Source organism: Fulvivirga sediminis, assembly GCF_016757215.1.
In the GTDB taxonomy this organism is placed as follows: domain Bacteria; phylum Bacteroidota; class Bacteroidia; order Cytophagales; family Cyclobacteriaceae; genus Fulvivirga; species Fulvivirga sediminis.
In genome coordinates this window covers 36,748-56,219 of the sequence record NZ_JAESIY010000003.1, presented here as the reverse complement: position 1 = coordinate 56,219, position 19,472 = coordinate 36,748, and the positions used below count along the sequence as shown (strand labels likewise).

The following is a 19,472-nucleotide window of genomic DNA, read 5'->3' as shown; positions in this document are numbered from 1 at the left end:
CATGGATAAATTACTGGAAAAATATATAGAAAGCGGTGCCTTTTATAAAGCAGTGGTAGAAGATGGATCAGATATAATTTTCATAGTAGACTATGACGGTCTCATCCTATATCACAACCCTTCAGTAGAAGAAACACTGGGCCATGCTCCTGACAGCCTTATTGGTGAAATGTTCTTTGATTATCTGGAGCCCAATAGCGCAAAGAAAGTACGTGCAGAGTTCGAAAAGAGCATTAAAAAGCCATACGATTCTAATATTGAATTTAGGTTTTTATGCAAAGATGCTACGTATAAATATTTAGAGTTTAACTCCATTAACCTACATCACAAAGAAGGTATAGAAGGCCTGATATTAGACTGCAGGGATATTTCGCAAAGAAAAAAAGATGCAGAAGAGCTACTCAGGGCGCAAAAAGCCAAAGAGCAGTTTCTGGCTAATATGAGTCATGAGATTCGTACGCCTATAAACGGCATAGCTGGCATGGTTAACCTACTTTTTGAAGCCACAGAGGAAGACGACAGGATGAAGTACCTCAGTGCTATAAAAAACTCAACTGAAAGTCTTAAGGTAATCATCAATGACATACTGGATCTTTCTGTAATAGAATCAGGAAAACTGAGGTTTGAGAAAATAGGCTTTAATATAAAATATCAACTGAGTGCGGTAGTAGATACCTTTCTTTTCCAATCGAAAGAAAAAGGTATTGATCTGAAATATGATATTCAACCAGAAGCTGACACCGTATTACTGGGAGACCCTGTAAGGCTCAATCAAATACTCATTAACCTGATCAGCAATGCTATTAAATTCACGCATATAGGTGAAATTACTATTGCAGTTTCTTTAGAAAGAAAGGAAGAAAAAATTCATTACATCAGTTTCTCCATATCTGATACTGGCGTGGGCATTTCTGAAGAAAAAGTGCAGAATATCTTCGAAAGTTTTACTCAGGCAGACGAAAGCGTTACCAGAAGATATGGAGGCACAGGCCTTGGCCTTTCCATTGTAAAACAACTTATCGAACTACAGAACGGGACCATTGATGTTACCAGTGAAGAAAACAAGGGTACCACCTTTACTTTTGTAATCCCTTATGAATCTGGTAAAATTCAGGATTTAGTACAGCCATCATCTAAAGTAAAAGAAACCCCTAAGTATTCATTTAAGGGAGTAAAAGTACTTTTGGTAGAAGATAACGATATCAATAGATTATATGCGCTTAATATCCTTAAAAAATGGGAGTGTGAAGTAGATGGTGCAGAAAACGGTTATATCGCCTTAGAAAAGCTTAGAAGCAATGATTATGACCTAATCTTAATGGACATTCAAATGCCAATCATGGATGGCTATGAAGCTACTAAAAACATCAGGCAATCTATGCCTGACAGCAAAAAAGAAATTCCGATCATTGCTTTAACCGCTAATGCCATAAAAGGCGATAGTGAAAGATGCCTGGAAGTAGGAATGAATGACTATTTACCCAAACCTTTCCAGCCTCAGGATCTATATAAATCCATCAGCAAATTTATTAGCAAGAAAAGTTCTGACTCTCATAAGCTGCCAATACCGGCACGCATAACAGACCTAACCTACCTAAAGAGCATATGTGATGGGGATAAAACATTCATGCGTGACATGATTGAAACCTTCCTATTGAACACTCCTCCAACTATTAATGAGATGCAAAAGTGGATAAACAAAGCAGAATGGCTTAAGGTGGGGCATCTGGCTCATAAAATAAAGCCTTCTATCACTTTTATGGGCATCGACAGCCTGAAGCCTCTTATTAAAAATATTGAAGTATACGGTAAGGATAATTATAAAACGGACCTTATTCCTACTCTGGTCGATGAGCTATCTGAAAAATGCCAAACGGCTTATAAAGAACTAAGAAAAGAGCTTGAAACTACGCTGAGCTAATCCCAAAAAAACATTTCTTAATCCCATTTTGGGATTAAGAAATGTTCCAAATACAGCTTTATTGAATTTATAAGTAAAAATCTCCAGTGGCATAAAATTGGAAAAAGATAATGCAAAGGAGAAAACTTATGAAAAGGAATAATAACGTGATATTTTTGATAGACTCCCAAAGCTATGACAGAAACCTTTTTAGCCTCACGTTGGAGAGAGTTACCAATTGCAGGGTATTTAATTTCTTCAGTTTAGAAGAAACCAGACTCTATGAAAAATTACAGCCTAGCCTCATTCTCCATAATTCTGACGGGCATACTCCTACTTATTATGAAGGTATAAATTCGGTACACATCTCCAATGATCTTGTAAAAAACAGATTAACTCCTGCGTATTTCAATAACCTAATCATGTATGATATAGCTAAGGCTGTTAAAAAGTTATTAAAATAATTAATCAAGGCTTAAAAAGGTTGTCATAGATGTCCTTTTAGCCTCTTCTATTTTTTACTCATTATTGCGATTTTCTTGTAAATGAGTGGTTTATTCTGAGAAGATATTACCACATAATAAATACCGTTCGCCAATTTTGATATGTCCACTTCATGGTTAGTCTGCTGATCAAAATCTCCCATATCCATCTGTACACCTCGCTGATCTACAATTTCCCATACCATACCTGTGGTCATATTAGGAAGATCAAAATATAACCGCTCTGTAGCCGGATTAGGATAAATATTAAACTCCGAGGCCGAGAAAGCTTGTGGCTCTTCAATAGATGTTATATCTGCCTGCTGTTTAGCGGGAGCCTTTACCCGTACGGCACCATAGACCTCCTGCGTAGCTCTGTCCTGTACAAAAGCTACATAATAAAGCTTCTCATTATCATATAAAGTAGTATTGACCTCCCATTTAGACTGTAATTCTTGCGACGTACCGTTTACCCAATCTATCCTGAGAGTATTCCCCTCACCTCCAAACACCAATTTTTTCAGCACGCTACCATAAGTTTTGCCATTTACAACAATATCGTTCTCTACCACAGCCAAGTGTACAATTACGTCCTCTGATATTGCCCTAAGAGCAGTCAATTTTACCACTGCCTCCATTGAGGTAGGTTCGCTCTCGAGGGAGGTAATCTCAATATCAAAAACAGGCTGCATTAATGACCTCCTTTCAATAGCGGTTTGATTTATTTCAAACGGATTACCTATAAATTCATTACCATCGAGCACCGCTTTTGGAGCCTGTGAAATACCATAGTAAATGGACCTGGCACTAGGATCACCCTGATTATCATCATTAAGAGGGTCTTCACCAGAATCAGCTATATGGTATTCAAGCATAATGAAATCCAGCTTACCGCTTTCACTAATTTCTTGCTCTGCCAGCCTTTGAAAATAATCTATGGCCTCATTACTAATGGCTATTTCAGTATCTACAAAGTGCTCTATTAGTACTTGTTTGGATTTATTACCTACATAAATATTATCAAAAGCAAAACCGTTTAAGTTAGACTCCAGCGGATTATTAGCATCACTGGCAAAAGCTATTCTAAATCTTACTAAATTTCTTTCGCTAACAGGAATTTCATCTAAAGCAAAGCGCGCTGTAATCCAGCCATCAGAGTTTCCAGTCCAGCCTTTATCTCCTTCGTTAAAGTCACTTAGGTTATTTCTGTCTTGAGAATCTCCTGGCCTACTGATAATTCCTTGTTGGTTATACCAATTGATACCTTTATTAATATCACCTACATTACTCCATGTAGTTCCTTGATCAGTACTGTATTGTAATACTATGCCATCAAAACCATCCTGCAAATCATACCATATATCTAATGAAATCATGGGGCGATCTATCTGTGAAAGATCAAAGCATGGACCATTGATATATGAATCTTCATCATTATAATAAGAGCCCCCATTGTTGCCTGTCCACCACACGTTATTACCTGGGGTATTAATCACCTCACCATTAGCCTCTCCCCAAACCCATGAAGTATCACTCTCCGTTACCTGATTAGCACTTGGTACCCAGCCCCCCTTGCCCAATTCAAAATTCTCAAAATAAGCATTCTCTGCATCTGGGGTTACGGTACTAAATGGCAATATAGATACTCTTTGTACCAGCTCATCCACACAGCCATCATTAGTTGTTACTGTGAGCTTAACATCATAGGTGCCCGTCTCTTCAAACTGGTGAGATGGGTTTTTGTAAGTACCAAAACTTTTGCCTCCATTTGCACCTGCCGGAACATTATCTGAAGGAGCCCCAGAAAGAGTATTTCCATCAGAAAAATCCCATGCATAATTAGCATAAGAGCTCACACTAAGACTCCCAGAAAGATCAGTAAACTCAGTAGCATCATTACTACAGATAGAAGACCAGATAAAAGAAGCATCAGGCTTCTCTCCTACCCTTACTTCCTTGGAGATTGATGCGGAGCAACCACGATCATTATAAGTAGTAAGTGTAACATTATAAACACCAGGAAAAGGAAATTTATGCTTAGGATGTTGCTCGAAAACATTGGCACTTCCATCTCCAAAATTCCAAGACCAGCTAGAAATAGAAGTAGCAAATGGAGTACTTGCAATGCTGGAATTATCATTAAACTGAATGGAATCTTCTACACACGAACTATTTACCGTAAAATTGACCTCCTGAGACGGCAATATCTTCAAACCCCTTTGAATAACAGAAGTAACATTATCAGAGTTTGTATAAGTGTAGGTAATCGTATAGATATCTGATGGCACCCCATCGGTTACAATGTAATAATTTCCAGCCACTTGGGTTATAAGATCACTGTTATCACTAGAGAATTGAGTAGGAGATAACCCTGAAGAAACAGACGGCACCCCAGTTAATCTTACATTTCCAATGTTAGCGCACAATTCGTAGTTTCCATTAGCATCTTGAGGTGCGCCCGAAACATTAAAATTAATATAAGTAGCAGGATTAACGATTACTTCCACTGTATCTCTGTTTAAGCACCCGAACCTATCCGTATAAGAATATACCACTGTGTTAGGGTCTGCGGCTCCTACTGTTGCATTTTCAGGATGAAACTCATTGGTACCTGCATTCACTCCTCCGCCGGTATAGTAGCCTCCGGAAGGAAAGCCCTCCATGTATACTACGGGATCATTCTCTGCATAAATATTATCTAACCCGGTAAGAGCAACCTCTGGAAGCCGATGAATAGTTATAGTCACTTGATCAGACATAGCCTCACATGGCCCAGTAGCATCAGGATCATCGGTTTGTAAAGTAAGTGTTACTGCACCTGCATCAATTTCTGAATCTGAAGGAAAATAGGTTGTTAAAGGATTATTAACATCGGAAAAAACACCAGTTCCACCACTCCAAGCCACTGAACTAGCGGACCCAGCAAAGGAGCCGTCCAACACTGCTGGTTCATCTTCACAGATTTGGAAGTCAGCCCCCGCACTTACTTGTGCTTCCTGATTAATATCAATAGAGACTTCTGCATAATCTTGCATACACGGACCTGCTCCATCAGGATCATCAGTAGTAAGCCTAAATATCAACTCTCCATATTCACCTTCTGTAGGGGCATAAGTAGCTTTAATAATAGATCCGGTAATACTACTAGCACTTAGAATACCAGTACCTCCAGATATCAAACTCCAGTTGCCTCTATTTGCTCCCCCTCCTATTTCTCCTCTTAATTGTAACGAAGCAGGCTCACAATATGCCGCTCCATCATCATCAACAGATATAATTTCAGGACTTTGATTGAAATAAACTGTCACCTCATCATAATCTTCGCAGAAGCCATTACGTTCCGTCCAGCGATAGACATAAGCACCATAGGTATCGGCATAAACTGTACTAGTGGCTAAGTTAATATCACTAAATACGCTATTACCAGGACCGCTGATTTGTGCCCATGAGCCGCTGCCCACACTGGCCACAGCAGATAAACCATAAGTACTTGATGGACCTACCCCGCATATACTACCTGTTATTCCGGCATCTGCAGTTGGTTGTTCTATGAAAGAAACTGTAACCTCGTCTGTGCTACTACAGGCTCCAGAAATTTCAGTAAGTTGAAATGTATATGTACCATAGGCCGATGATGTTACAGATGGATTAAAAATATTACTATTGCTGAAAGTTATTTTTGAAGGATCACCACCTGTTACAGACCAGCTCGCGTTGCTACCTCGTACACTTTGTATTCCTGGTAAAGATGTGGTCAAGTCACATTCTTCTATAGTTGTGGCTCCGGCATCTGCAGTTGTTGGCCGGTCATATACAACCACAACTTCATCATAATCCTCACAGCCACCATTTTGCTCTGTCCAGCGATAGACATAACTACCATAGGTGTACGCATAAACGGTGCTGGTTGGTGAGTTAACATCGCTGAACACACTATTAACAGGACCGCTGATCTGTGTCCAAGTACCCATTCCTACACTGGTAAGAGCATTTAAACTATAGGTGTTAGATGAGCCTATACCACAAACGCTGCCTCCTAATCCTGCCTCTGAATTTGGTTTCTCTGTGAAATTTACTGTTACCTCATCAGTACTGCTACATGCTTCTCCAAAGCTCTCAGTAAGCTGAAATGTATAAGTACCATAAGCAGAAGACGTTACAGTTGGGTTAAAAATATTACTATTGCTGAAAGTTATTTTTGAAGGATCGCCACTGGTCACACTCCAACTAGCATAACTTCCACTTACACTTTGAATTGCTGATAAAGCGACGGTCAAATCACATTCTTGCAGATTAGTAGCTCCAGCATCTGCAGCTGTTGGTCGATCATAAGTGACAACCACTTCATCAGAATCTTCACAGTCGCCATTTTTCTCTGTCCAGCGATAAATATAACTACCGTAGGTATCCGCATAAACAGTGCTGGTAGCTGAGTTAACATCACTAAACACACTGCTTCCTGGCCCATTAATTTGTGTCCAGGTGCCTACACCTACACTAGCCACAGCTGATAACTCATAAGTATTTAAGGAACCAATACCACATACACTTCCTCCTAAACCTCCTTCAGAAACAGGCTCCTGATATACTTCTACCATTTTAGTGGAGACACAAGGCTTGTAAGCTATATAATCATTAAATGCCGTCCAGTGTTGATTATTTCTCCCCAAGGTAACATATCCTATTTGTCCATTACTATCTTCTATTCCCTGTAGACTGGCTATGGATAAGGTATTAACAGCCGTATGTATTTCAATATTATTACTGCCTTCTAAAAGTTTCAGCTGCATACTTACGTATCCTGGGTTTCCAAATTCAGGAACATCTTTATAACTTAAAATAAATGTACGATTAGGAGAAGTACCTACTACTTTATATTTAATTTGAGAAGTTGCCGAACTTCCCGGATTTAAATCTGCCCGTATTAGGGCTATCATGTTATTAGGTAAAGACGTGGAAGGTATAAATGCGTCAACATACGTATTTTCCATATAAGGAGTAAAAGCAACATTACCGTTAGATGAAGCATAAAGCTGAGTATAAGTATTACCAAAAAACTCAAATGGGAATCCAATGTTAATGGCGTCAGATAATTGATCATCTGTGTTCTGCAAATCACCACCAGAAGATGTCACTGTAGTCCAGCCTGTAGTACTATTATCAAAACTAAAAGCTCCAATACCGCTTACACTATAAATATATGTATTTTTATAATTGATTTGATGTATTCCTGATCCTGCAGTGGCAGGTGAAAACTGTGAACCTGTAACTCCTGGCCCCGAAAAGACTCCTCCCGTAGTATGCGCTTCTAAATTCGCAGGGGGGTCTGACTCACAATAAGAGTTGCCTAAACCGGAAAACCCGCACTGAGCATATCCGTTGAAAGTTTCAAATAACAATAAAAAGACCAGAAAGGCTCCGCCAAGACACTGCTTTAACAGGTTCATTTTCAACGGATAAAACCTACTATTGACATTATATTGTTTTTGATCCATTGGCATATAGTGCATTTAAAATTAAGCACAGTATATTGTATCTTTAAATCAGGTTTAAAGACTTAAAGTAACCTGAATTCATCATTGATGGGTTAACTCACCCGCTGGAGTAACTTTAATCAAGGCCATTTTTGTTTGATTCTCTAACTCAATGGTAGAAACAAATAAAATGGACCCATCTTCTAATTCTTTAATTCTACCAGGCAAATTAGAATCCTCACCTCCAAAAAGCCTATACCATAGAAGCCTTCCATCAGCAGCAATTTTCAATATAGTGATGTTGCTCCCATTATCTTCATAAAGGACTCCGAGCACTAAAAAGTTTCCATCTGCTGACTGAACAACTGACTTCAATTCCATACTACCTATATCGGTAAACTGATTTTGAAAAATAGTAGTGCCATTACTTGTAACTCTCACCATGAAAGGTGTTCTCCTAGCTCCATTTATACTAGCTCCAACCATAGCGTATCCTCCATCCCTTAACCCTACAATATCAGCGGCTACTTCCGCCGCATTGGTTCCGTATAGCTGCAAAGGGAAGGTAGATGTCTGATCTCCTATACTGTTAATAGGAAATAAAAACATGTTGGTTCTATCCCGAGGAATATTATTAGAAGTTTTATGATCAGTAGTCCCAAAAAAGACATAACCATTATCCCTTTCTAAAATCTTGATCCCTAAATCTTCTCCATCCCACCCATAGGTGCTGCGCCATAGGCTCTGTGCGGTCATATTCTCATCTATTTCAAACGAAAAAAGATCGGATACATCCAAATTTCCTGTAGTACTCACCTTATTTGTATACCCTGTAATGATAAATCTTCCTGATCTGGTGGTAGTAATAGATGAGGCATGTACGTCATACCCAGCAAGGCCAAAAGTATCTAATTGAACCACACTACCCTGATTATCTACATTGAATACCATTACCTTACTATTTGGGGTTCCTGCCCGTGTGTTAGCTACCACCATATAACCCGCATCTGGGTTCACCACCATATCCACGACCTCATCGGCCCCTTCTCCAAACTGTTTACTCCATAGCTCATTACCAGAAAAATCCGTTCGTACTAAAAAAACAGTATTGGTATATACATTTTTACCTAATACTAAATAACCATCAGGTAAAACCTCAAAATCTACCCCTTCCTGATCACCATCAACACCATAGTATTTTATAAAATAATCGGAATAATACGTTTCAATATTGTTCTCTGTGTCACAAGCTGTACAGAGGATAAAAAATAGGCCGATAACAATCAGTTTCTCCTTCATTTACCTCGTCCTCCCTTGCTAAATAATTTATTAAAAAATCCTTCATTATTATTTTTTTTGACTTTACGTGGTTTGTAAAGTGGCCATAAATAGCCTACTGAAAAAGCATAATTATTCAGTCTTTTATCATCATCCACGTAACTATAGATATAATTGAAAGCCAAATTACTATATCGATTCTCCTCCTTCACAATATTCCTAAGGAGGGCACTATATCTTATATCAAAGAATATGTAATTATTCCCCAAGCGGTAATTAGCCCCAATCCCCAACAAAACGAAACTATTTGTTCGCCTTCTCAAATTATTAATATTTAACTCAGGACCTGTAACCGGGTATTCGCTCTGAGTGTCAAGGTCTCTATCATTATACCTAATTTTAGCATTTGCATTAGAAAGAATATCAACGCCGAAGCCGGCATAAACATAAGGTGTTATCTTACCCAACCTTCTTCTGTATTTCAAAAATAATGGAACTTGAAAGCCTATTTGATTTTCACTATATTCTTGATTATCAAATATGAAAATAGTATTATCATAAGTATAGGAACGCGTAAAAAAAGAAGGTTCTAAACCTACACTTAAAAAGTCACTAACATTCCATTCTGCACCTACCTTCACCTGCACTCCTAAACCATTGCCGTATTCTTCTTTTGAATTACGGGTATTATCCATGCCATAATTGGATAATACGTTAACAGAGCTAAGGTTGAAACCTGCACCTGCATAAAAAGCAAAAACGGGAGTGGTAATAAATTTCCTGCTTAGATAAACAAGGTCTATGGGGTCCTCTTCTTCATTCAGAGTGTATTCAGGGTCTTCTTTTAAGAGGTTAAGATAGCTTTCTTCAGCTTTATCAGGCTTATCCAGAAACAAGTATGTTCTAGATAATAAATAATAAGCCTCAATTTTCTGATTTCTTTTAAAACCACTTTTCAGACAAGGATCTATTAAATCAGGAATAACGTAAAAATGTCCGGCATCAAAATTTTCCCTGGCCATATTTAGAACATCAGTGCAAGATTGCGCCTGACATAATATACAAGGCAGATAAAAAATAAAAACGATGAAAAACCGTACTCCTTTCATTTTAGTGACTATCTAATAACAGGTTTATGCAGGTGCTTTGAAAAGGAATATCGTGCCCTACATAGGTATTCCATTCTTCTTCAGTCATATTTCTTTCAAGTACAGAACACATTTTTTCAGCCATAAGTGAGAGTTTGGTAGGCCATACACGTAGCTCTCCATCTCCACAAGCAGCTAATAAATAATTAGAGTCAGGACTAAATTTAATATCCCAGACATAGGCATCATTGTCTGACATTTTCAGCGGTAATTCATTAAAGTCATCAGTCACCCATATTTGAATAGTTCTGTCTAAACTCGCAGACGCCAATAAACTGCCTTCATTATTATATCTAATAGCACTTACCCTACCTTTGTGACCAACAAACTCTCTCTGGAGATCCCCACTAGAGACCGAGTATATTCCAATAATCCCCTTTTCATCTCCTATGGCCAATTGATCGCCATCTGGACTGAAGCAAACGGCATGCACGGGTGTACCTTCTTTATCAATGAGCACTCCTTTTTTTCCAGTTCTTAAATCCACTAAGATCACTTTGCCAGACACTGTACTGCCTGCAACCAAGGTTCCACTTTCATTGATCGTTAAAACTTTTAAAGGTTCTTCTGTTGTAGTTATTAAACCTCCTACTTGACTTACCACATTATTCAAGCGTAGCTGACCATCTTCACCTGCACTTACAAATCGCTGAGAATTAGGTATAAATTGAATATCATTAATAAAGCTTTTATGTCCGTAAAGCAGCTCTGCTTTTCCTAGCTCTCTCAAATTATAAATTTTAATATATGACGAGTCACTACCACTGACCAGCCAATTGTCATCTGAGCTTAAAGCTAATACTCGATTAGGGTACTTATTATAAGCCACTACAGTAGAATTACTAGGGTCAGATATTGAAGAGTATACGATCTTACCTTCACTCCCCGCACTGTAGAAAGTATCTCCTTCGCTGGTAAACACTACCGACTTAATGGAATTTCTTTGCTTACCATCAATAGTATTATATACCCTGCCACTTATTTGAGCCAGAGCTGAATATAACCCATTATAAATGTAAGGATCATGCTCGCTACCATCGTGCTCTACATTAAATATAAATGCATGCTGAGCTAATAAACCTTTGAGATTATTATCTTCTATATCCAAAGATTTAACGGCCATCGACTGAGCTATAGATTGGTAGAGTAACTTCTCGGCGCGGTCTTTATTTTCGCGGGCTATGATGGTTTGTTCTTCCGCATTAATCCTTTCTCTATCTGCCTTTAGCTTGGCCGACTCTGCTATATTGGTCTGCTGCTGAGCATATAAATATTGCTTCAAAGCAAAATTTCTTTGTTCTTCGGCATCTTCGAGCGCCCTTTCTGCCTTTATTTTAGCTTCAGTGGCTTCCTGCTCCCTTTGCAAAGCCAAAATTCGCTGATCTCTGGCTTCCTTCTCCTTGTCTCTGGCTATATCTCGCTGCTCCGTAGCTTCTTTTTGACTCATGATGGCAAGGTCTGCCTGTTTTTGAGCTTCAATATTTCTTGTAAACGCCAATAAAAACAAGAATATAGATATTAGCAAAAATACGCCGAGGATTACAGCTACTACTTTGGCTCTCTTCAGAATTCTTTTTTGTAATAACTCCTGATTCTTTTGTTCTGCCTCATAGGTAATACGGCTAGTATCTAAAAATACTATGGCTCTTTCAAAGGCCTCATCATACCTTTGAGCCCAAGCTCTGGTAGGTTTTTGCTTATTTTGCCAGTTTAATGCCAGCTGCAAGTCGGGAGGCCTCCATAATCCAGTTTTACCTACCTGATACATTGCGGCGGCTTCAGACAACCTACGATACATCATAGCTGATTCATGCTCTTCTTCTACCCACACCTTTAGGCGTGTCCAGATACGCATTAAGCTCTCATGTGATATCTCTATTATAGATTCGGGCGTTAAAAACACTCCTGCTCCTGGCATCAAAAATGATCGGCCTGGCTGACGAAACTTCTCAATCACCTCTATCACTTCTGAATCATTAGCCCCAGCCAGCTCTGCTACCAAAGACAATTTCACAGACCTTCTACGCCCAAAGTTATCGATGGTCTTTTCTGTGAGACTCTTGAATAGAATTTCCGCTATTTCACGATCAGAAGGGCTCAGCTCATCATAGGCTTCATCGGCATGCTGTGATAGGGCCTGGCTTATCTTTCCTATTGCATTATAATGCCTTAGATCTAGCGGCTCTTCCTCTTCATGGTTCTTAACCCAGTAATCCCACGTACGCATGAGCGCGTGCTGTAAAATTGGTAGCTGATCCTGATTATCACCTATTTCATTGAGCAATCGCTTTAACAATCGACCAGAAATCTCTCCTCCTCCTACTGCAATAGGCCCTTCAATGGCTTTTCGCTTTTGCTCTCGATTCATCTGAGGCACCAGATAATTACTCTGATTAATCATTTGTGTAAGTCCTGAAAACAAGGCGCATTTACCAACGTAATCAGACCTCATAGTAATGGCCAGATATATCGGAGAATCATCAACATGACAAGCTTCTAGCAATAGGTTTACATAAACCTTAGCCTGTTCTGAAACATCGTTTTCTTCATCTGATCGATAGGTAAATAACTCCTCAAACTGATCTACCAGAATTAAAGTGTTTTCTCTATCCTCACGTTTTATATGGTCTACGGCTTTAATAAGTCCATGAGAATCACTTTTGAGAATAGAAGTAAGTAACGATTGATTGAGCATTCGCTCTTCAGAAGTCTGTTCATTATAATCAGAAGATGCCTTCAGTAATGAATGAGCCAGATTATCAATAGGAGACATGCCTGGCCTGGTAGTAACTACATTCCAGTTGGGGCCTGTTTCTTCTAAAAACCCCCCATGAAGTACCGGAATAAGCCCGCAATACATGAGTGACGACTTACCACTACCAGAATACCCCATCACGGCAACAAATCTGTTTGCCGAAAGCTTTACAGTAATTTCATTGACCTGCCTCTCCCTTCCAAAAAACAGATGACTTTCATCGATACTAAAAGCTCTTAATCCTGGAAAAGGATTATTTCCCAATAGCATGTGATTACCCAATTCACTACTGGAAGCATCATGATCACCTATTTTTGTATCGTATCTCAACATCGGGCGTAAGCCAACCTACAGCTTAAAAAATAAAAATGACGGTAATGATTTTAAAAAGTAAAATTTAAGTTAATTAACTTACTGTTTAAAATACAAAAAATCAAGCAAATAGATTGCTGATCATTAAACATATTCCACTATTTTATCTGCCAGATTAATGTTATCAGCCAAGAGTTCATAAAAGTTATCCTTCTTAATTTTAAATAGCACCGTATCATTTTCCGCCCTCATATAATTATTTCCTGATTGCTTTGCTCGGATCATCAATTCACCAATAAACTCTCCGGTTTTAATTTCATCTTTCAATTTACCTTCTTCATAAATGTTAATAGTACCTGAATACACTATATAAAAATTATCATTATAGTGCTCATCTATTTTTAAGACCTCCCCTTCCTTTAATTGTACTTCTTCAATGGCATCCACAACTCCGGCAATTGTCAACCCAAAAACACCTTTAAATACAGGTATATTTTTTAAAAAAATGATTTTTTCAAATTTCAATGACCTCCAGGTTTTCGAACTCTTGGTAGATATCAAGACTAGCTCATCCAGCTCTCGCTTTCTGTTTTTCTCAATTCTCTTAACATTAGCTGTATATAGCGCGGGGTCTATCTCATAAAGTGCCCAGGCCGCTATTTCTCTTATCAGGCTATCAGGATTAAACAAATTGGCAATCAAATCATATGTAAAGTCAGAAATTTTCAAAAGACCAATCTGAAAGATTATACAGGCTTTGGTCCAGCGATTAGTCTGCGCAAAATCCCTATTAAGCAAAAACTTTAAGACCAGCTTAGAATCCAGTTTTTGCCGAGGAAAGTAAAACTCCAACTTACGTGCTTTTTCGGCGAAATTGAGGTCATCCAAAACTGGAATTATACGTTGTTTAAGGTCTTCTGATAAGAATACATCCAGAAGTTCTATAGCATAGGTAATACCTTCACTAGTGCCACTTTCTATATTTTGTTTCACTAATTGTATAGATTTGGCATCGTACAGCATAGACAACAGCATATAAATATGTTCTATGTCATACTTTATCTCTTCTTCCAAAGCCAGTTTTATTTCTCTACCGAACTGCTCAGTTGTTACTTCAGTTATGGCACTAATGTTCCATGCGATATCTTCAATATCAGATTCTATTCCATATTTAATCCTGGGTATTTGAGTAAAGTCAGCTTTAAACTCACTTAAACCCAATGCCAAAAGAACCTGAGACATTAATAACTTATCAGGGAAGTCTATTTTAGACCATAGCATCTCTTCGGCCGTTTTACCTCCTATACGGCCAATAATTTGTATAATCTTGAGCATAACCTGATATGATTGGCCAGACTTATAAAAAGCACTATCTAGCACGTCTAAAGCATCTTCCCCTATATAAGTTAGGGTATTACCAGCCTGAATACTATAGGCTGAATAGCTGAGGTTTTCTAATAACATGTTAAGCACCTCCCTATTGTATTTTTCCTGAGCTGTTTTAATAGCACTATTCCTCACTTTATGATCCATATCCATCAGTAGTTCTATCAAAAAAGGGATATGCTCCTCTTCATTACTATTATTGAGCAACTCAGTAGCATATTGGCGATCCTCACTATTTTCGGACTTACATAGCCTGCTTAACCTGGCTTTGGTCACATTTCCTGATTGAAAAAGGTCCAAAACATCGGTGCCGCTTACTAGCTGCTTACCACTTAATTCCTGATTACCGGACATATTAATCACATATCTATCAGAAATTGAAATACCTTTTATTTCATTGATTTTATTTTGCGCAAAATCGCGAATTTCGGCTGCACCATGCCCCATTAAGCTGTTAATATATTTAGGAAGGTTATGTGGGTCTAGTTTCTCAAGAAGTTTAAATGAAAATACCACTTTATTAGACCTATCCACTGTAAGAGCTGCATTAAGGCGTTTAAACAACCTCTCTTGAGGGCTAAGTACTTCTTCATAAAAAGAGTCTTGCTGATCTTGCAATTTATGCCTTATACTATCCCTGTATTCTGCATATAGTTTACCTATTATAAAAAAGTAGCCGATTATCACCAATATTAAGGCATAAGAATAATGTATGAGGTTAAAAAAAGAGATCAATGAAAGGCCTATAATCAGTACCCCTCCAATAAAGCGTGAGGCCTCATTTACCACACCCTCTACCTTTGTTTGTATATCGAATCGAACCCTGTTATCCAGAGGCATGAAATACAGTTTGAAGGTAGGGTTCTCCAGTGAATCTCTGAGAGAGAAATTGAACAATCGACTCAAAGAAATAAATAGGAAAAACCAAATAAAGTAAGTTCCTGCCTCAGGCGTATAGCCAAACAAGGTGCCTGCCAAAAGGGCTCCCACGGTTAGTATAGACAATATTATTGGAAGCACGAGAAGAGAAACTTTTAAACCGTACTCTCCTATTATTCTGTCGTTAACAAAAGTTTGGAGTAAAAAGCTGAGTACCAGTATAGATCCATTGAATATGGCCAGAAAGTTTCTGAGCTCACCTTCTTCAGGGTATTGCTGCGCAACTACATTCTGAAAAGAATATTGCACCAGGGTGAAAGCCACCATTGAAAAGAGCAAGAAAAAAGACAGCAACCTTACATACCTGTTCTTTATAAGATGCTGAACACCCGTTTTTGAAGCCTCGCTTTTACTAGTAGAAAGCTCGGCCTTTTTAAGGTCATATCTTTTGGTAATAATTGAGAGAAAAAACAGTGATATCAAAACACAAACACCACTGATAAGCAAATAGGAAGTAGTATTAGGCAAAAAAGGTTCTAAAAATGGAATAGAAAAAGAAATGAGAATAGAAGCCGTGAGCTGGCCTATGTCTATGCCCCCTATGATTCGCTTGGACTGCCTTAAATCAAACATCCGACCAAATACTCCCCAAAAGCCTAGCAACGAAACGGCAAGAATAGGGCCTATCATGGCAAACATGAGAAATATCAAAACATCTTGCCATTCTGGGTCTCCCAACTTAAAGAGCAAATATACTCCTGCTATAAAACCAAATATGCCTATTAGGTTACCAACAACTAGCTTAGAAAAGTCTACACGGTTTTGTAAATAAGCAAATAAGGCTGTTATAACTATTCCCAGAAAACCAGAGATCATTATAGCCTCTTTCAGGTAATCTTCCAGTCGATTTAGAAACAATGTTTCTGCACTAATCTGATAACTAGCCAGAAATATGCCCATAAAAAAACCTTTACCTAATAACAGTAAAACCTGCCTCTCTTCTTCCTTTCTTACATTGAGAGCTAAAAATAGGGTTTTAATCATTTCCCGAACTTTATAAAATCAAAATATAAAAATATCAGAAACAATATACAACCCTTAATATACTAAAAAAGCCCGCTTCTTAAGAAGCGGGCTTGTGGTTTCATTCGATTCTATAATCTTATTCACTTACAACTGTAGAATCCTCTTCAGGAGAATTAACCTCACTATTGTAAGCTTCATTTAATCCTTTAATTACATCTCCTGTAATATTCATGCTATCATTAGCATATAGCACATCACTACCAGGAGTATATTGAACTACTAACTCAAGTCCTTTTTTAGAGCTGTATCCTTTAAGAAACTCTGATACCTTCTCATATAATTCTGCCTGCACCTTATTCTGATCTTGCATAAGCTGCTGAGAAAGGCTTTCTTGATACATTCTTAGGTTTTGCTGTTTTTTCATTAGGTCTTCCTCTAATGCTTTAGCCTGACCTATAGTAAGGTTGTTTACATTTCTTTGATAGTCATTTACCTCTCTTTGTAAACCCTCTGCCCTGTTTTTATATTCATTTTGAAGCTTCTCAGACTTAGCTGTTAACTCTTCCTGCTTCTTCTTAAAGAAGTCATAGTTTTTAACTACAGAATCAGAATCAACATAAGCCACAGAATATGCAGAAGATTGAAGCAATCCTTTTTCTTCTTCTTGCTCCCCAGACTTACCTCCTGAAAAATGTAATACATATAAAACACCAACAGCGATGAGTAGAACTACATTAAGTACTAAAGATAGATTTTTCACCTTATTTGAATTTTTGTTTTTAATTAGTCGGCAAATAAAGTAAAGATTAAAGAGAATTACTAATCCTGCTTTTTTAATAATTAAGCAAACGTTCTTATTTTAATTCTTCAAAAGGTGAATCTATCGTATATATAATGGTGTTATTTTTCTTCTTATTCAAAATCTCTTCAGCCTCGTCAATCTCAGCATTTGTATAGTGATATACATAAGTAGGTATGCTGGCTGCTGATTCTTCTATTTTAGTTCTTTTTACAACTCCAAATTTCCTAAAGTAAATAGCACAAAATATTCCTGCTATCGCTCCCATAAGGTGAGATTCCCATGAAACCGCCTGATCTCCCGGAATTACTCCTGTAAAAAAAGATCCTCCATAAATGAAAAGCACTATAAATGAAACTGCCAGGGATTTGGCGTCCCTTTTAAGAAAACCGCTCAACAATAAAAAAGTGAGCATGCCGTATATAACACCACTGGCACCTATATGATAAGCATCTCGAGCTGCTACCCATACCCAAAACCCCGTCATAATATATATTAATAAAATTACTGTGATAGCAATTTTATCATAAAAGTAAAATATGCCTATTCCTAAAGAAATAAGAGGAAAGGTGTTTGAAAGTAAATGATAAACATCTCCATGTATAAAAGGAGCCGTGAAAATGCCTATAGAACCACTTACTGTGCGGGGAAGTATGCCAAAATCACCGAAATTATAGTGAAAGGTGTATTCAATGATTTTGACTATCCAAATAATAGATACAAAAGCCAAGGTATAATATATACTTCTTCTTAGTTTAACCCCTGACTGTACCATACCTCTATTATGTAAATTTCCTAACTATTTCACCAGCTCTTCATCTTCTGTTTGAAAAGAGTACATGGTTTGATCTAACTTCAAACTATCTTCATTATAACTCTTCACAAATTTAGATATCACAGTTGGTGATATTTTATCAACGTTTAGGCCTGCATCTAGCCCTACACCGAAATCAACCTTAGGGTCAATCTCCACATGCTCCTGAACCTTTATGTCACCTTCTTCTTCCAGTTCAGTAATTACTTCTGCCATAAAAAGTCCTATTTCTTCTTCCAGAGAATCTAATATTTCCAGATCTCCGTTTTCATCTTCCTCATATTTTATACTTTTAAATTCAGGAAAATGATTCGCTGCACGGTGCTCTGCTATTTCGTACAACTCACTATTATGATGTAATCTTAATGTATAGAGCACGGCATCATACAACACATCGCGCCCTTCATACTTACCAATAAAATAAAAGTTAACATACTCATCAGAATTATCCTCTGAGTCTATCACTAAATGATTGGTCCCTGCTTCCTTCATTTTTTTCTGGTATTCCTTTAATACCAACTCATCATATCCCTTATTTAAATGACCCATAAAATGTAACAGTTCTAATAATACTTTATTCTTAAATTAAAATAATTTCTCTTTAAATTCAAGAGGAATTATTTGCATTCTTCATCTAAACTCTATGAATTCTAACACTAGAAGCAATATTCCTCCTAATATCCTTTTTATTGTTAAAATCTTTTAATCATACCAACTAGCATACATAGGATAGTTCTTAGCTGTTCTTTCAATAACTTCTTTCATTTCTGGCCCTGTATCCTTCACTTTCTTTGCTGGCACACCTGCATAGATGCTTCCTGCCTCTACCACGGTACCCGGTAATACAATGGCTCCTGCGGCTATCACTGACCCAGTTTTAACAATGGCATTATCCATCACTACGGCCTTCATACCTATAAGTACATCATCTTCTATTTCACAGCCGTGTACTATGGCACCATGAGCAATAGATACCCTGCTTCCTATTACTGTTTTTGCTTTTTGATAAGTACAGTGAATAATCGCCCCATCCTGAATATTAGTTTCATCTCCAATAGTTATTGAATGAACATCCCCTCTCACTATGGCATTAAACCAAACGGTACAATTATTTCCCATAGTAACGTCACCTATCACTACACATGTATCTGCTAAGAAGCAATTTTCACCGAATTTTGGGATTGATTTTTTAATTTTTTTTATCAGTGCCATATTTTAA

Annotated in this window: 11 protein-coding genes; 2 read left to right on the top strand and 9 right to left on the bottom strand. The window is 37.7% G+C overall.

Features of this window, described 5'->3' with window-relative positions; all coding sequences use genetic code 11:
* Window position 1: 1 nt before the first annotated feature.
* Entirely contained in the window at window positions 2-1,921 is a 1,920-nt protein-coding gene (locus tag JL102_RS06115; protein WP_202243381.1) for a PAS domain-containing hybrid sensor histidine kinase/response regulator, read from the top strand.
* 128 nt (window positions 1,922-2,049) lie between these two features.
* Complete coding sequence (locus JL102_RS06110) at window positions 2,050-2,364, top strand: hypothetical protein (protein WP_202243380.1); 315 nt, start codon at window positions 2,050-2,052, stop codon at window positions 2,362-2,364.
* A 47-nt stretch (window positions 2,365-2,411) separates the two neighbouring features.
* On the opposite strand, the gene JL102_RS06105 is transcribed toward JL102_RS06110, so the two are convergent.
* The 9 genes from JL102_RS06105 to JL102_RS06065 form a co-directional block, all read right to left on the bottom strand.
* A complete protein-coding gene (locus JL102_RS06105) occupies window positions 2,412-7,877 on the bottom strand; it encodes a PKD domain-containing protein (protein ID WP_202243379.1) in 5,466 nt (1,821 codons plus the stop codon).
* A gap of 81 nt (window positions 7,878-7,958) precedes the next feature.
* Complete coding sequence (locus JL102_RS06100) at window positions 7,959-9,155, bottom strand: hypothetical protein (protein WP_202243378.1); 1,197 nt, start codon at window positions 9,153-9,155, stop codon at window positions 7,959-7,961.
* The gene (locus JL102_RS06095) at window positions 9,152-10,156 is read right to left on the bottom strand and encodes an outer membrane beta-barrel protein (RefSeq protein ID WP_202243377.1); all 1,005 of its coding nucleotides are present in this window, start codon (window positions 10,154-10,156) and stop codon (window positions 9,152-9,154) included. The genes JL102_RS06100 and JL102_RS06095 overlap by 4 nt, the downstream gene beginning before the upstream one ends.
* Window positions 10,157-10,244: 88 nt before the next feature.
* On the bottom strand, window positions 10,245-13,370 hold the full coding sequence (locus JL102_RS06090; RefSeq protein ID WP_202243376.1) for an nSTAND1 domain-containing NTPase: 3,126 nt from the start codon (window positions 13,368-13,370) through the stop codon (window positions 10,245-10,247).
* A 123-nt stretch (window positions 13,371-13,493) separates the two neighbouring features.
* Window positions 13,494-16,658: a cyclic nucleotide-binding domain-containing protein gene (locus JL102_RS06085; RefSeq protein WP_202243375.1), complete on the bottom strand. Its 3,165-nt coding sequence runs from the start codon at window positions 16,656-16,658 to the stop codon at window positions 13,494-13,496.
* 118 nt (window positions 16,659-16,776) lie between these two features.
* Window positions 16,777-17,400, bottom strand: coding sequence for an OmpH family outer membrane protein (locus tag JL102_RS06080; RefSeq protein WP_202243374.1), 624 nt, complete (start codon window positions 17,398-17,400; stop codon window positions 16,777-16,779).
* 94 nt (window positions 17,401-17,494) lie between these two features.
* Window positions 17,495-18,214 (bottom strand): rhomboid family intramembrane serine protease, encoded by a 720-nt coding sequence (locus JL102_RS06075; protein WP_202243373.1) that lies wholly within the window; start codon window positions 18,212-18,214, stop codon window positions 17,495-17,497.
* 24 nt (window positions 18,215-18,238) lie between these two features.
* The gene (locus JL102_RS06070) at window positions 18,239-18,802 is read right to left on the bottom strand and encodes a hypothetical protein (protein ID WP_202243372.1); all 564 of its coding nucleotides are present in this window, start codon (window positions 18,800-18,802) and stop codon (window positions 18,239-18,241) included.
* A 153-nt stretch (window positions 18,803-18,955) separates the two neighbouring features.
* Complete coding sequence (locus JL102_RS06065) at window positions 18,956-19,465, bottom strand: gamma carbonic anhydrase family protein (RefSeq protein ID WP_202243371.1); 510 nt, start codon at window positions 19,463-19,465, stop codon at window positions 18,956-18,958.
* Window positions 19,466-19,472 lie beyond the last annotated feature (7 nt).